Below are 13,635 nucleotides of genomic sequence, written 5' to 3'. Positions count from 1 at the left end.
GAGGCCCACCGGCACGACCGGCTGCTGGTTCCGCCGGGCACGCCGACCGCGACGTACGCAGATCCGCCGAGGGCGAGCCTCCGCGCGGCGGTCGGGCGAGGGAGACGGGCGCATCTCCGGGACACTGCGAGGGCGGCCTCGGGTACGGCTGCCTCCGGCGGCCAGGGACCAGCTGGTCGTCGACAACGACCGGTTGCGGGAACGGTTGGGGGAGGACCTTGGAGGGCCTCTGTTCGACGCCGAGCGCCGTTGCTCGGGGAACAGGTCTTCCGGACCATCGACATGACCACCGTTCAGCACCGCTGGCCGGCCTGCGCGCCACTGGCCCGGGAGCTGGGCGTGGGCAGCACGATGGGCGCAGACTGCCCCGGGCACCGTAGGCGCCGCCGCGACGCCCGCCCTGCGCGTGATCGGTCGGCGACGGCGGGTCGGGGGTTCCGGGCGGTGCGTCGCGGACGCCGAGCCGCATGTGTTTGCCCGCACCCAGGACCTTGATCACGCTGTCCCGGCCGGTCAGCACGCCCTGGAGCCAGTTGTCCGTTCCGCGGGTCGGGAGGGTGCCGACGACGGTTTTCCCCTCTTCCTCGCGGCGTCCAGGACGTTCTCGTTCGCGCCTGCGCATGCGGTACCGCTGGTCGTGATCTCGCGCGCGGTGGGCGTGGTTTCCTCCTTCCTCGCCGGGATGTAGGACCGGTACGCAGCACGGGTCGGGGAACCGGCCGACCCCAACGCGGGCTGCAACCGCTGGAATTCGCTGCGCGGCTCGTCGTCGACGCCACCGCAAAGGCCGGGCGCCGGTCAGGCCGATATCGGGGCCGGTCCGTTCCGGCCGGGGCGGGTGATAGGGCTGCGCAATCGCGAGTTGGCATCATTCCCGGCGGCCGTCCGCACCCTCACACTCTCCCCGTACCGCCCCGCGCCCCGTCCGCTGAGCGGACAGACCCCAGGACGCGGGTTCACCGGACAGTAGGAGAAATCCCCCATGAAACACGTCTCGACCGCCACCGCCCGCGCCCTTGCCGGTCTCGGGCTTCTCGCCGCATTAGTCGCGGCTCCCGCGGTCTCCGCCGCTCCTGCTCCTGCCCCCTCCACCACCATCGCCGCGTACAACGGGTCGGGTGAGAACGCCGCCGCGAACCAGGCGTTCTTCGACGCCGTGATGAAGTCGGTCGCCGAGAAGCGGGCCGCCAACCCGGGGGCCCAGGCCGTCACCGTCACCTACAGCGCGGCCTCCGCGCCCAGCTTCCGCACCCAGATAGCCAACAGCACGCGCATCTGGAACAGCTCGGTATCCAACGTCCGGCTCCAGGAAGGCTCCAGAGCCGACTTCACCTACCGCGAGGGCAACGATCCGCGCGGTTCGTACGCCTCGACCGACGGACACGGCCGGGGCTTCATCTTTCTGGACTACCGGCAGAACCAGCAGTACAACTCGACCCGCGTCACCACACACGAGACCGGGCACGTGCTCGGTCTGCCGGACACCTATTCCGGCCCGTGCAGCCAGCTGATGTCCGGCGGCGGCCCCGGACCGTCCTGCACCAACGCCCAGCCGGACGCCAGGGAGCGAGCCCGCGTGAACCAGCTCTGGCAGTACGGCTTCGCCGCCGCCCTCGCACGGCCCGCCTCCTGACCGGCCGAGTCGGCACACCGACCGGCGCAAGCTGACTGCTTCACCTGCACGAGGGGACGTTCCGACGCGGACGCTGCCGGCGAATGTCCCTGCGTCGTGACGTCGGCCTGATCCATCTCGTTGGTGGCTCAGGCCGACGTTGTGTTCGGGGTGGGGGATGTCGTTGTGTCCTGGTGTGCCTGGCGAGGCGCCGGAGGAGACGGTCGGGGTGGCTGGTGCGGTCTTTACGAAGGCATGTCGGACCGTCAGGCCGCTCACGCGGTGCGCTCCCGGATCGACTGGCAGTACGCGCTCGGGCGGGAGTCGACCGATTCCCGCCTCACCGCCGCTTGCCTGGTATTCCTGCACCCGCATCTGCCGCAGGGTCGGGTGAACGAAGGCCCGTCTACGAGCTGGTGCGCGGCCCGGGCTCGTGCTGGTTGGCCCGGCGCACCGCCCGGTCGTTGCGCGCGCTGCCCCAGGCGCGGACGATTTTCGCGATCGGGCTGCGCGGCTCTCCGGCTTCGGCGCCCTGGCGCAGGGCGCCCGGACCCGACGCGGACGGCAGGAGCCGGGCCGCGACGCCGCTGAGCCGGGTCGTCAGGGCGGGCGCCACGCCGTGCGCGAGCTGGGCTGCCTTGGCGGGCGCGGTGAGTACCAGCCGGGCACGCCGCTGGATGACCGCGTCGACGATTCTGCGGGCGGCCCGCTCGGCGTCCATCGACAGCAGCGGAGCGCCCGCCGCCGTGCTGAACCAGCCGAACTCGGCAGCCGTGTCTCCGCCGAACTCGGCCTGCCGGTGCGATCCGGTCCGCATCAGTCCCGGATGGACGGCGGTGACGCTCACGCCGGAGGCGGCCGCCTCGGCGTGCAACCCCTCCGCGAGCGCCCCGACCGCGGCCTTGGCGCACGAGTAGGGCAGCAGATGCGGAACGCCGAGCAGACCGCCGACCGACCCGACGAGGCCGAGACGGCCCCGGGTCTCCTTGAGGTACGGCAGCGCCTCCAGCGAGGTGTGCAGAGCGCCGTAGAACATGGTGTCCATGGCGTCACCGAACTCCGCCGCGCCCACCGCCTTGACGGGCGCGACCTGGATGACCCCGGCGTTGGCGATCACGAGGTCGAGGCCGTCACGCCGATGGACCTCCCGCACCAGGTCACGTACGGCAACACGGTCACGCACGTCGCACACAGCGGTACGCACGGCAGCCCCGGTCTCCTCGCGCAGCTGCGCCGCCGCTCGCTCCAGTTCGCCGGCGTCCCGGGCGGCGATGGTCACGACGCACCCCCGCTCCGCCAGCTGCCGGGCCATGAACAGCCCGAGGCCCCGGGAGCCGCCGGTGACCAGGGCCCCCGGGCCCTTGGTCCGCTGAGGAAGGCGGGTGCGGATGGTCATCTCATTGCCCTTCTGCCGTGCGCTCGGCGGGTGAGGGCCGACGCCGTGGAGCGGATGTGCCTCGAGTGCCCATACCCCGCCGCCCGTAACGCCCCGCTGCGAACCAAGGCTGTGGGGTGATCGCACCGCCCCTGTTGTGGGCTGGTCCCTTCGACGTCAGACTGTTATACGCGGGGGGTGCGTCTGATCGGAGGCATCATGATCATCCTCGGCCTCATTCTTCTCATCATCGGCTTGATCGCCGGTATCGGCATTCTGTGGACCATCGGAATCATCCTGGTCGCTATCGGCGCGGTGCTCTGGGTTCTCGGAGCTGTGGGGCACGCGGTAGGAGGACGTCGGCACTACTGGTGACCGTGTTCCGCCAAGGGGAAGGTGGCGTTCGACCAGGCGGTGACACGTCAGGCCGGCCACCGCGCAGAGTGCGCCCCAGCCCCTGCGCCCGCCGCGGCTTTGCGGCGGGCGGCCGGATCGGGGAGTTGCGTACCGAAGAGCACCGCGTCGCCGAGATCGGCCACGACCCGGCAAGCGGTCGCCGCTTGCCGGATCGAGCGGTCCCTCGCGGCCGTCACGGCGATGCCGATCGCGGCATCCCGAACCCATGGCGCGGATCAGCAGGGCGGCGGACTGACTGCGCCCCCACCATTCGGCACACTCCTGCGCCGTGACCGGTCTCCTGACCCATCGGTCGACGGTCCTGCCCTGACCTCAGGTCTCTGGGGTTTTCGGCCCGGTGACGGGCACCGTCTCCGGTCTCGGCATCACCCTGGGCCGGTGCTTCAGGTCAGGCAGGTGCGAGGAGGCAGAACTCATTGCCTTCCGGGTCGGCCAGGACGGTCCAGTGGATCGTGGACTGGTCGATACCGGGGTCGGCGGCGCCCAGGGCGCGCAGCCGGGCCGCCTCGGCGGCGGGGTCGTCACCGGGGTAGGGGCGGACGTCGAGGTGGACGCGGTTCCACCCGCTCTTGGTGTCGGGGGTGCGGATGAACTCCAAGTAGGGTCCGACGCCCTTGGCGGAGCGCATGGTCGCGCAGTCGTCGGTGACCTCGTGCAGCGTCCAGTCCATCGCCCCGCCCAGAACCGGGCCATTTCTCGAGGATCGGTGCAGTCGACCACCACCGCGGCGATCGGCCCGGTGTCCCGGTAGACCGGGCGGGGCTCCAGGACGCAGAACTCGTTGCCCTCCGGGTCGGCCATCACCGTCCAGGGGACATCGCCCTGTCCCACGTCGACGGGCGTCGCACCGAGGCTCTTCAGGCGGGCGACCAGCTCCTGCTGATGGGCGGTCGAGGTGGTGGCCAGGTCGAGGTGCACACGGTTCTTGACCGTTTTGGGTTCCGGGCGGGCGATGATGTCGATGCAGACGGCCACGGGGTCGGGGTAGCTGAAGCCCAAGGGTTCGAGGTTGGTCACCCCGGGCCCCTCGCTGTCGATACCCCAGCCGAGCGCCTCCGCCCAGAACCGCCCGAGCGCGGCGTCGTCCTGGGCCTTCATGTTGATCTGCACGAGTCGTGTCGCCATGCCGCAGATCCTAGGAGCCCGGCCGGCTCCCGGAGTTCACCGGGGGAGCGGACGTGGCCGACCTGGCGGCCTGCGCGCTCTTCACGCGGTACGCCGCGCGGGCTTTCGTCGATCTCCCTTTCGTGTACGGTGCGCAACTTGGTCCGGCCGTCGAGATGGCCCGTCCGCAGCACGTCAGCAGTCCACCGATGCGCTTTGTGCGCCCCCTCCGTCCTTTCGGGGAAGCTGCGCATGACAACCCGCACCACACCCGGGCGGGGCAGCCAGGCGTTACGCGTCTGCGTCAAGGGGTACCCCTGTGCGTACGAAACGACGTGAAGGAAGCAACGGCGGACAAAACAGCCGCGACGCACACGGAACGAGGATCACATGCAGGTGGGATACAAGCTGGCGGCGGAGGCGTTCGGCCCGGCGGAGCTGGTCAGGCAGGCCGTGCTCGCCGAGGAGGCGGGATTCGACTTCGTGGAGATCAGCGATCACTACCACCCCTGGCTCGACAACCAGGGGCACTCGCCGTTCGCCTGGACGGTGCTGGGGACCATCGCGGCCCGGACTTCGCGCATCGGTCTGGCGACCGGGGTGACATGCCCCACCGTGCGCTACCACCCCGCCGTCATCGCCCAGGCGGCCGCGACCCTCGCCCTGCTCTCGGAAGGCCGCTTCGTCCTGGGTGTCGGCTCGGGGGAGCGGCTCAACGAACACGTCGTCGGCCCGGGCTTCCCCGAGGCGGTCAAGCCCCGTCACGACCTGCTGCGGGAGGCGCTGGAGATCATCCGGCTGCTGTGGAGCGGGGGCTACCAGTCCTACGAGGGCAAGCATCTGCGACTCCAGGACGCCCGGGTCTTCGACCTCCCCGACGAGCTGCCGCTGATCGCGGTGGCCGCCAGCGGCCCGGAATCGACCCGGATCGCCGCCGAGCTGGGCGACGGCCTGTTCGCCACGGAGGACAAGCCGAGCATCGTCCGGCACTACCGCGACGCCGGTGGCACCGGCCCGTGCTACGGGGAGGTCCCGATGGCCTGGGCCCCCGACGCACACACCGCCGCGCGCGCCGCGCTCGAGACCTCGCGGTGGGCGCTGACCGGATGGAAGGTAATGAGCGAGCTGCCCAACCCGGTCAACTTCGACGCCGCGACCGCCACGGTCCGCGAGGAGGACATCCTGGAGAAGTTCGCCTGCGGAGCGGACCCCGGACGGTACATCGAGGTGGCCCAGGGGTTCGTCGACGCGGGATTCGACCGGCTGGTCATGCAGAACGCGGGCCCTGACCCCGACGGCTTCATCGATTTCTACCGCCGCGAACTCGACGGACGTATCCGACAGCTCGAACCGAACCGTCCGTGACCTGAAGGCTCAGGCGTCCGGGACGCCCGAGCGACGAACCTACGAACCCGACGAAGCGAGGAAGAACATGGCCGCCCGGCACCACCTCATCGACCGCGCTCCGTCCGCCGTGTGGGCGGTTCTGGAGGACGAACGGCTGTACGGCACCTGGGTGGTGGGGACCTCCGAGTCCCGCCGCGAGCAGGGTGACTGGCCCGAGCTGGGCTCGTCGATCGCCTACAGCGTGCGGCTGGGGCCCAAGGAGTTCACCGGCCGCACGGTGGTGCGGCGCATCGAGAGGCCCCGGACGCTGGAGCTGGAGGCCGAGGCCGGTCCGCTGGGGTCGGCACGCATCGCCCTGGACATCCGGCCCTGGGGCGACAAGACCCTCGTGACCGTCGACGAACACCCGCTGCGCGGCGTGGGCGGCACGCTCCACAACGTTCTGCTGGACTCGCTGATCCAGATCCGCCACCGCACCATGCTGGCGCGCCTCGCCCGGCTCACCGAAAGCCGGACGCCCGCCCGGACGGGCGAGGGCCCGCACACATAGGCGCGCCGGTCGACCGGCCGACATCGAGTACAGCCGAGCAGGGGGCTCGGCCGCTGAAACGGAGGGTGGCACTCCCATGGTCGACGCAGTGGTGATCGGCAGTGGACCGAACGGTCTGGTCGCCGCCAATCTGCTCGCCGACGCGGGCTGGTCGGTGGAGGTGCTGGAGGCGCAGGACGAGCCGGGCGGCGCGGTCCGCAGCGACCGCGGGGTCCACCCCGAGTACGTCAACGACCTGTTGAGCTCGTTCTATCCGCTGGCCGGGGCCTCCCCGGTGCTGGCCCGGCTGGAGCTGCACCGGCAGGGGCTCCGCTGGAGCCACGCACCCCAGGTGCTCGCACATCCGCTGCTCGACGGCCGGTGCGCCGTGCTGGACCGCGACCGTTCGGCGACCGCTGCGGGCCTCGACCGGTTCGCACCCGGCGACGGAGACGGCTGGCTCGGCCTCTGCGACATCTGGGACCGCGTGGGCGACGGCATCGTCGACGCCCTCTTCTCGCCCTTTCCTCCCGTCCGGGCCGGCACCGTGCTGGCGGCGCGCCTCAGGGCGGCGGGCGGGCTGCGGCTGGCCCGCAGCCTGATCCTCCCCGTCCGCAGACTGGGCGAGGAAGAGTTCGCCGGTGAGGGCGGACGGCTGTTGCTGGCCGGGAACGCCCTGCACGCCGATCTGGCCCCCGAGGCGGCGGGCAGCGGCGGCTTCGGCTGGCTGATGTCCATGCTGGGGCAGTTCCACGGCTTCCCCGTTCCCGTCGGTGGCGCCGGGGCCCTCACCGCCGCACTGGTCGGGCGGTTGCGGAGCCGTGGGGGAAGCGTGCGGTGCGGGCAGCGGGTGACCGAGGTCGTCGTGCGCCGGGGTCGTGCCGTGGGCGTCCGTACGGAGGCCGGGGCGGAGGTACCCGCCCGCAGGGCCGTCCTGGCGGGCGTCTCCGCCCCGAGCCTCTACGGATCGCTGGTCGCCGCCGAGCACCTGCCGGGCCGGCTCCTGGAGGACATGCGCCGGTTCCAGTGGGACTTCGCGACCTTCAAGGTGGACTGGGCGCTCAGCGGCCCTGTCCCGTGGAGCAGCGCGCCCGCCGCCCACGCCGGGACCGTGCACCTGGCGGAAGGCGTCGACGAACTGACCCGGTGCGCCTCCCAGATCGCCCGCGGCCTGGTGCCGGACCGCCCGTTCCTCCTGATGGGACAGATGACCACCGCCGACCCCACCCGGTCCCCGCTGGACACCCAGTCGGCCTGGGCCTACACCCATGTGCCCCACACGGTGAAGGCGGACGCGGGCCCGGACGGGCTGACCGGCCGGTGGGGGGCCGGGGAACAGCAGCGGATGGCCGACCGGATGGAGGCACGGGTCGAGCGGTACGCCCCCGGCTTCCGCAGCCGGATCCGGGCCCGGCGGATTCTCGCCCCGGCGTCCCTGCAGGCGGCGGACGCCAACCTGCACAACGGCGCCATCAACGGGGGCACGGCCTCGATGCACCAGCAGCTGATTTTCCGGCCCGTGCCGGGAACGGGCCGCCCCGAGACGCCCGTGAAGGGGCTCTACCTGGCTTCCGCGTCCGCGCACCCCGGCGGCGGGGTGCATGGGGCGCCGGGTGCCAATGCCGCCCGCGCCGCCCTCCGCTCCACCAGCGCCACCACGGCCGCGCTCTCCGCCGTCCAGCGACTGCTGGCCCACCGGGGCCGGACCGGCGAGACCACCCGCGTACGGGGTGAAGGGACGTGATCGTCGCGTCCCTCCGCCACTCCGCCGGAACGCGGCGGTCCGGTCTACCGGTCGCGTCGGGCAGCGGGGCGCGACGCCCGGGAGGCGTTCCAGTCGGCACGGCCTCCGGCACCCAGGACCTCGGCGGGGGAGGACTCCTCCCGGGGAAGGTTCCGTAGTTCGCGGCGGGTGGCCCGTGCGACGAGCGCGGGGAACAGGGGGCGCAGAGGCTGGCACCAACGGAGCCAGGGCGGGGCGTAGATGTTCGGGGTGCGGTGGGTGACGCCCCGGGTGAGCCAACGGGCGACCTGGGCGGGGGAGTGGACCCGGCGCGCGGGGCCGGGCTGATTGCGGCGCAGCGCTGCAAGGACGGGGTGGTCGTCGATACCGGTGAGCATGTCGGTGCCGGTCCAGTGCAGATAGGCGATGCCGACCTGGACGCCGTCCGGTTCGACCTCGCCGCGCAGGGCGAGGGCGAACGACTCCGCTCCGGCCTTGGAGGCGCAGTAGGCGCTCATCATGGGCGCCGCGCCGAAAGCGGCGGTCGAGGCGATCTGGAGGAAGTATCCGCGGGTGGCGGTGAGCTGGGGCAGGAAGGCGCGGGCCGTGTTGGCGGAGCCGATGAGGTTGACGTCGATGACACGTTGCCAGAGTTCACCGGAGGTCCGGTCGAACGGGCCGCTCACCGCGATGCCGGCGTTGGCCACGACCACGTCGGCGGGCCCGAGTTCGGCCGCCACGCGGCGTGCTGCCTCCGTGAGCGCCGTGCGGTCGGAGACGTCGCACTCGACACACACGCTCGGGCCGGGGAGGGACTCGGCCGTCCGCTCCAGGGCCGTCCTCTCCCGCCCCAGCAGGGCGACGCGCATACCGGCATGGGAGAGGCTGTGGGCGAGCGCTTCGCCGATGCCCCGGGCGGCGCCGGTGACGACGGCGGTCCGCCCGCGCAGAGGACGGGCGGGAGCACGGCGGATCCGGCGTCCGCCCGGACTGTGGGGCATGTTCTCTCCTGCCTTCGGTCAACCGTGAACGCCCCTCACCGGACGCGAGGAGAGCTCCCGCCCGAGCGGGACCCGCCCTGATCGTCGGAATCGTCGTCATCATCGTCGCCGGGGATGTGGACGTCGAAGACGACGATGTTGATCTCGACGACCTCCAGGCCCGTCATCGTCTCCACGGCGTCGGTGACGTTGGACCGGATCCGGTCGGCGAGCTCGTGGATCGTCGTGCCGTACTCCACCTTGACGTCGACGTCGATCGCGGCCTGCTTCTCGCCCACCTCCACCTTGACGGCGCGCCCCGCGGCGGATGAGCCGGACGAGCCGGACATACGCCCGGTGACGGCCCCCAGCGCCTTCGACGCTCCGCGGCCTATCGAGTGGACGCCGTCGGTCTCCCGTATCGCGATGCCGGCGATGGCGGCGACGACGTTGTCGGCGATCGTCGTCCTGCCGCGGCCACGGGATCCCTCCGAGCGACGGTCGGTGGCGGTTCCTGTGCCCAGCGTTTCGGTGTCGGCCATGTCTGCCTCACAGAGAGAGTCATTGCCACGAGCCTGTCCCCTCCCGGCCCGTGCGGCCCCCTCACTCACTCTGCGCCTGCTCGACCGCATACGCCATTCGAGTGGGGCGGAGGGACGCGACGCGGGCTCTCAGTCGCGGGGCAGCAGGGTCCCCAGAGGGCCCAGGTCGAGGTTCAGGTCCTCCGGCCGCACACCGTGCTGCTCGCAGAGTTCCTTCATCCGCTGGTCGAGCAGCATCAGCGTGGTGCCGATCTCCTCGACCTGCTCGTCGCTCAGATCGCCCTGCTCCACCCGGCGGATGGCCTGTCTCTCCATCAGCTGCCGCAGCAGTTCCACCACCGTCAGGACCAGGGCCACCAGGTCCCGCCCCATCTGCTCGGAGTCCAGATCGACGCGCGGGCCGGTCACAGCGGCCCCCCGTCGCTCCACGGCGAGGGAACCCGCTCGTTGACCGACGACAACAGCGCGTGCAGCGACAGTCGTACGAGAGGTACGTCGGCGATCGCGATGACCACGTCGCCGCTCACCACCACACCGGTCGCCAGAACACGGTCCAGCAGATCGACGAGCGGCACCCCCAGAGGACCGCTCAAGGGTTCCGGGCTGTCCCAGGGCACCACGTCGTGCGCCACGGTCACGCCTCTCCGACGAAGGAATACGGCACCCAGGGGCCCGACAGCTCGATCTGCGCGTCCGTACGTTCGCCCAACGCCGCCACCAGCGGGCCGACTTCGTGCGCCCGTTCGTCGGCGACGAGGTACGTGGCATTGAGCACGTGCACCCGCTGATCGCCCGACAGCGCCGCACCGTGCGTACGCAACCGGCGCGATGCCGCGGCAAGCCCGCGCAGTTCGGCGTCCACGGACTCGGCGACGTCCAGCGCCTGTTCCCGGAGCTTCTCCCGCCGCGCCTGGGCGCCCCGCTTCCGGTTCAGATAAGCGAGGCCCGCCCCGGGGGCACGGCCACCCGTCGCCCCAGGGCCCGGCGCGTCGACCGCCGGGCCCGGTTCGGGTGCCAGGGGCCGGTACACCTTCACCCCCCACTCGGCGTGGTGCGCGACGCGTTTCAGCGCGCTGTGGAAGCGGTCCGCCTCGTCGGCCAGGAGGCTTCTGGCCCGGTCGTCGTCGTGGTACAGCGTGGCGAGAGGCAGAGGGACGACGGGCCCGTGCGTGGCCACGGCCGACACCACCGCGTGGTGGGCCCGCGCGTACCGCTCGATCTCCTCCCGGTCGGACAGCCGACGCTGCCAGACCTCGTCCGTGAAGTCGGCGGCGGGGACGGTCTGCACCACTGCGGTCAGCAGACCCGACGGAAGCAGCCGGACCGCTTCTCCGCCCGGCAGGCCGGCCACGCCCGTGACATCCAACGCGCTCGTGGCACGTGTGCTGCGGCAGACGGCGAACACATACGTGGCCACCGCGTCCGCGGACGAAGACGCCACCCGTGAGTCCGAGGGCTGTGTCATCTCTGTTCGCTCTCCATCTCCTGGTCGGTGCCGGCGGACGGTTCGAGCGCCCGGAGACGCTCCCTCAGCTCACGGTTCTCGTCCTCCAAGGCGTTGCGCGACGCCTTGGAACTCAGGGCGGGATCGGTCTCCCACCAGTCGATGCCCGCCTTCTTCGCGGTGTCGACCGAGGCGACGAACAGACGGAGACGGATGGTGAGCAACTCGATGTCCAGAAGGTCGATCTTGATGTCGCCGGCGATGACGATGCCCTTGTCCAGGACGCGTTCGAGGATGTCGGCGAGGTTGTTGGTCTGAGGCCCGGGGATCGGCTGATCGCCCTGCCGGAAGTCGAGGTCGGTCACCGCGACTCCTTCGCGCGACGCCTACGGCGCCTCGGAGAGGGCGGCTCGTCCTCTTCCTCGTCATCCTCGTCATCCTCGTCCTCGTCGTCCTCGTCGTCCTCTTCCGGCTCCTCCTCGTCCCCCTCGTCCTCGTACTCCCCCTCGTCCCCCTCGTCCCCCTCGTCCTCCGCGCCGTCCTCGAACTCCTCGTCCTCAGGCTCGTCGTCCTCCCGCTCCTGCTCCTCCGCCTCTTCCCGTTCGACGGCCTCCTCGTGGGAGACGACGACCTCACCGTCGCGGATCTCGCCGCGCCAGCCTTCCGGCTCCTCCTCGGTGAGGGTGACGTAGCGTTGGAAGTGCTTGAAGTCGAGCCGCATGCGGCGCCCTTGGGCGCGCCAGAGGTTGCCCGTCTTCTCGAAGAACCCGGAAGGGTAGTACTCCACGACCAGGATGATCCGGGTCAGGGTGGGCCCGAGCTCGTGGAAGCTGACCGCTCCGCTGGTCGTTCCCTTGGCGCCCTCCGACGACCACACGATCCTGTCGTCCGGCACCTGCTCCAGAACCGTGGCCTTGAAGCTGCGGGACGAGGGGCCGACCTTCACCTTCCAGTCGCTCTCCGTCTCGTCGCTCTTCGAGACGTCGCGGACGCCCTTCGCGAAGCTGCTGAACTCCTCGTACTGCGTCCAGGCGTCGTAGGCCGTACGCAGAGGCACGCCCACATCGAGGACCTCGATGATGTTCGTGATCTTGCTGCCACTGGACTTACGCTTGCTCTTCCCCCCACCGCCGAGGGCTTCCTTGGCCTTGTCCACCACCGTGTCCTTCGCTCCCTTGGCCTTCTCCGACACGAAGGCCTTCAGCGGGGAGTCGCCCTGGAGCACACGTGAGCCGATCGCGGGCAGTGAGCCGCCGTTCTCCGCGACATCACTCAACTGGCCGGTGAGGTCGGTGAGTTTGTCGCCGGCCTTCTCGGCGATCTTCTGCACCTGCGCGCTCGCGTACTTCGACAGCTCGTCCTTCAGACGGTCGACACCCGACTCCTGAGCTTCTTCCGGCTCGGTTCTGTCCGACTTCACCATGACGTCTACCTCCCGCTACCGGAGCGCTTGGACGGTGTCCGCTTCGACGAGCCCTCCTTGGAGGACCCCTTCTTCGCCGTCGACTTCCTGGCGGTCGATTTCGCCGCCGTCTTCTTCGCCGGGGCGGACTTCTTGGCGGAGGCGGTCTTCTTGGCCGCGGTCTTCTTCGCCGGGGCGGACTTCTTGGCGGAGGCGGTCTTCTTGGTCGCGGTCTTCCTTGCCGGGGCGGACTTCTTGGCGGGGGCGGTCTTCTTGGTCGCGGTCTTCTTCGCCGGAGCGGACTTCCGGGGCGAGGTCTTCTTGGCGGAGGCGGCAGACGCCTTCTTGCGGCGCGCTCGCGGAGCCGTGGCTTCCTCCTCCGTGTCGTCCTGGCCCTCGTCCTCTTGCTCGTCCTCGTCCTCGTCCTGTTCCTCTTCCTCTTCCTCCTCTTCGGGCTCGTCCTCCTCTTCCGGCTCCTCCTCGTACTCCTCGTCCTCGAACTCTTCTTCCTCGCCCTCCGGCTCGCCCTCTTCCCTCTCGTACTCCCCCTCAAGCTCGGCCTCGTCGGCCTCGTCCTCCTCGGGGGCCTGACCGAGGCGCAGCGTGCGGTCGCCGATGGCGTCCGCGAGCGAGCTCATGCCCCGGTTGGCGGCAGCGGTCACGGCCTGGCGTCCGGCGTCCAGAACCTCGCCCCTCAGTTGTTCCTGCAACTCCGCGAACTGGGGCACCTCTCCGAGCCGGCGCATCCCCTCGGCCGCCAGCTGCCGGGGTTCGAGCCCGAATCGCCGTCCCGCCAGATAGGTCGCGACGCTCAGCGCGAGCCGGCCCTTCTTCGTCCGGCCCAGCACGTACCCGCCCACTACGGCGGCTGCCAGCGCCACCTTGGCCTGGTCATCCATGTCTGTCACCTTCTGTCGTCGACGTCGCAGCGCTTCTGAGCGGCGTGGAGCCGGTCGAGCAGCTTCTCCTCCGCCGCTTCGAACTCTTCGAGATCGATGAGTTCGTCGTCGAGATCGCGGTTGAGTTCGGCGAGCTGCGCACGGATCACGCCGGGGTCGTACAACTCGCGCTCGGCGGTCTCCTGGAGCTTCTCCGCGATCCACACCACGCCGCGCGCCGGAGCGAGCGGCAGGAGCAGGAGCCCGGAGATCAGTCCCATC

General features: G+C 70.9%; 15 protein-coding genes and 1 pseudogene. 5 read left to right on the top strand and 11 right to left on the bottom strand.

The window, feature by feature from the left end; genetic code table 11:
• Positions 1 to 982: 982 nt before the first annotated feature.
• Complete coding sequence (gene snpA, locus CCZ36_RS01190; RefSeq protein ID WP_069735159.1) at positions 983 to 1,633, top strand: snapalysin; 651 nt, start codon at positions 983 to 985, stop codon at positions 1,631 to 1,633.
• A 385-nt stretch (positions 1,634 to 2,018) separates the two neighbouring features.
• On the opposite strand, the gene CCZ36_RS01185 is transcribed toward snpA, so the two are convergent.
• The gene (locus CCZ36_RS01185) at positions 2,019 to 3,008 is read right to left on the bottom strand and encodes an SDR family NAD(P)-dependent oxidoreductase (protein WP_128816881.1); all 990 of its coding nucleotides are present in this window, start codon (positions 3,006 to 3,008) and stop codon (positions 2,019 to 2,021) included.
• A gap of 198 nt (positions 3,009 to 3,206) precedes the next feature.
• Between CCZ36_RS01185 and CCZ36_RS34640 the strand changes: the two genes are divergently transcribed.
• Entirely contained in the window at positions 3,207 to 3,362 is a 156-nt protein-coding gene (locus CCZ36_RS34640; RefSeq protein ID WP_164873468.1) for a DUF6131 family protein, read from the top strand.
• Between the two features lie 430 nt (positions 3,363 to 3,792).
• On the opposite strand, the pseudogene CCZ36_RS01180 reads toward CCZ36_RS34640, so the two are convergent.
• Positions 3,793 to 4,529 (bottom strand): annotated as a pseudogene (locus CCZ36_RS01180) (VOC family protein).
• Positions 4,530 to 4,898: 369 nt separating this feature from the next.
• Between CCZ36_RS01180 and CCZ36_RS01170 the strand changes: the two are divergent.
• The 3 genes from CCZ36_RS01170 to CCZ36_RS01160 all read left to right on the top strand — a co-directional run bounded on the left by CCZ36_RS01170 (position 4,899) and on the right by CCZ36_RS01160 (position 8,128).
• A complete protein-coding gene (locus tag CCZ36_RS01170) occupies positions 4,899 to 5,873 on the top strand; it encodes a TIGR03557 family F420-dependent LLM class oxidoreductase (protein ID WP_069735156.1) in 975 nt (324 codons plus the stop codon).
• A 67-nt stretch (positions 5,874 to 5,940) separates the two neighbouring features.
• Positions 5,941 to 6,405, top strand: a complete 465-nt coding sequence (locus tag CCZ36_RS01165; protein ID WP_069735155.1) for an SRPBCC family protein — start codon at positions 5,941 to 5,943, stop codon at positions 6,403 to 6,405.
• Positions 6,406 to 6,481: 76 nt separating this feature from the next.
• On the top strand, positions 6,482 to 8,128 hold the full coding sequence (locus tag CCZ36_RS01160) for a phytoene desaturase family protein (RefSeq protein ID WP_128816880.1): 1,647 nt from the start codon (positions 6,482 to 6,484) through the stop codon (positions 8,126 to 8,128).
• Positions 8,129 to 8,172: 44 nt separating this feature from the next.
• Here CCZ36_RS01160 and CCZ36_RS01155 read toward each other — a convergent pair whose 3' ends face one another.
• The 9 genes from CCZ36_RS01155 to CCZ36_RS01115 form a co-directional block, all read right to left on the bottom strand.
• Entirely contained in the window at positions 8,173 to 9,108 is a 936-nt protein-coding gene (locus tag CCZ36_RS01155) for an SDR family oxidoreductase (RefSeq protein WP_069735153.1), read from the bottom strand.
• Positions 9,109 to 9,143: 35 nt separating this feature from the next.
• Positions 9,144 to 9,629, bottom strand: a complete 486-nt coding sequence (locus tag CCZ36_RS01150; protein WP_069735152.1) for an Asp23/Gls24 family envelope stress response protein — start codon at positions 9,627 to 9,629, stop codon at positions 9,144 to 9,146.
• 129 nt (positions 9,630 to 9,758) lie between these two features.
• Positions 9,759 to 10,037, bottom strand: coding sequence for a gas vesicle protein K (locus CCZ36_RS01145; RefSeq protein WP_030807560.1), 279 nt, complete (start codon positions 10,035 to 10,037; stop codon positions 9,759 to 9,761).
• Positions 10,034 to 10,261 carry a gas vesicle protein gene (locus CCZ36_RS01140; protein ID WP_030084767.1) on the bottom strand — a complete coding sequence of 76 codons (228 nt, stop codon included), beginning with the start codon at positions 10,259 to 10,261 and terminating at the stop codon, positions 10,034 to 10,036. Before CCZ36_RS01140 ends, CCZ36_RS01145 begins: the two co-directional genes overlap by 4 nt.
• A gap of 2 nt (positions 10,262 to 10,263) precedes the next feature.
• A complete protein-coding gene (locus CCZ36_RS01135; protein WP_069735151.1) occupies positions 10,264 to 11,094 on the bottom strand; it encodes a GvpL/GvpF family gas vesicle protein in 831 nt (276 codons plus the stop codon).
• A complete protein-coding gene (locus tag CCZ36_RS01130; protein ID WP_128816879.1) occupies positions 11,091 to 11,438 on the bottom strand; it encodes a gas vesicle protein in 348 nt (115 codons plus the stop codon). The genes CCZ36_RS01135 and CCZ36_RS01130 overlap by 4 nt, the downstream gene beginning before the upstream one ends.
• On the bottom strand, positions 11,435 to 12,496 hold the full coding sequence (locus tag CCZ36_RS01125) for an SRPBCC family protein (RefSeq protein WP_128816878.1): 1,062 nt from the start codon (positions 12,494 to 12,496) through the stop codon (positions 11,435 to 11,437). The genes CCZ36_RS01130 and CCZ36_RS01125 overlap by 4 nt, the downstream gene beginning before the upstream one ends.
• Before the next feature lie 5 nt (positions 12,497 to 12,501).
• The gene (locus tag CCZ36_RS01120) at positions 12,502 to 13,374 is read right to left on the bottom strand and encodes a histone protein (protein ID WP_128816877.1); all 873 of its coding nucleotides are present in this window, start codon (positions 13,372 to 13,374) and stop codon (positions 12,502 to 12,504) included.
• Between the two features lie 5 nt (positions 13,375 to 13,379).
• On the bottom strand, positions 13,380 to 13,634 hold the full coding sequence (locus CCZ36_RS01115; RefSeq protein ID WP_128816876.1) for a gas vesicle protein GvpG: 255 nt from the start codon (positions 13,632 to 13,634) through the stop codon (positions 13,380 to 13,382).
• Position 13,635 lies beyond the last annotated feature (1 nt).

Origin of the sequence: Streptomyces sp. S063 (assembly GCF_002832675.1) — a bacterium.
GTDB lineage: Bacteria > Actinomycetota > Actinomycetes > Streptomycetales > Streptomycetaceae > Streptomyces > Streptomyces sindenensis.
This window is presented reverse-complemented; position numbering and strand designations above follow the sequence as displayed.

Excerpts from the sequence above, each read along its gene's own strand:
- snpA (WP_069735159.1), top strand. The coding sequence starts at position 983 with ATGAAACACGTCTCGACCGCCACCGCCCGCGCCCTTGCCGGTCTCGGG.
- CCZ36_RS01185 (WP_128816881.1), bottom strand. The coding sequence starts at position 3,008 with ATGACCATCCGCACCCGCCTTCCTCAGCGGACCAAGGGCCCGGGGGCC.
- CCZ36_RS34640 (WP_164873468.1), top strand. The coding sequence starts at position 3,207 with ATGATCATCCTCGGCCTCATTCTTCTCATCATCGGCTTGATCGCCGGT.
- CCZ36_RS01170 (WP_069735156.1), top strand. The coding sequence starts at position 4,899 with ATGCAGGTGGGATACAAGCTGGCGGCGGAGGCGTTCGGCCCGGCGGAG.
- CCZ36_RS01165 (WP_069735155.1), top strand. The coding sequence starts at position 5,941 with ATGGCCGCCCGGCACCACCTCATCGACCGCGCTCCGTCCGCCGTGTGG.
- CCZ36_RS01160 (WP_128816880.1), top strand. The coding sequence starts at position 6,482 with ATGGTCGACGCAGTGGTGATCGGCAGTGGACCGAACGGTCTGGTCGCC.
- CCZ36_RS01155 (WP_069735153.1), bottom strand. The coding sequence starts at position 9,108 with ATGCCCCACAGTCCGGGCGGACGCCGGATCCGCCGTGCTCCCGCCCGT.
- CCZ36_RS01150 (WP_069735152.1), bottom strand. The coding sequence starts at position 9,629 with ATGGCCGACACCGAAACGCTGGGCACAGGAACCGCCACCGACCGTCGC.
- CCZ36_RS01135 (WP_069735151.1), bottom strand. The coding sequence starts at position 11,094 with ATGACACAGCCCTCGGACTCACGGGTGGCGTCTTCGTCCGCGGACGCG.
- CCZ36_RS01125 (WP_128816878.1), bottom strand. The coding sequence starts at position 12,496 with ATGGTGAAGTCGGACAGAACCGAGCCGGAAGAAGCTCAGGAGTCGGGT.
- CCZ36_RS01120 (WP_128816877.1), bottom strand. The coding sequence starts at position 13,374 with ATGGATGACCAGGCCAAGGTGGCGCTGGCAGCCGCCGTAGTGGGCGGG.
- CCZ36_RS01115 (WP_128816876.1), bottom strand. The coding sequence starts at position 13,634 with ATGGGACTGATCTCCGGGCTCCTGCTCCTGCCGCTCGCTCCGGCGCGC.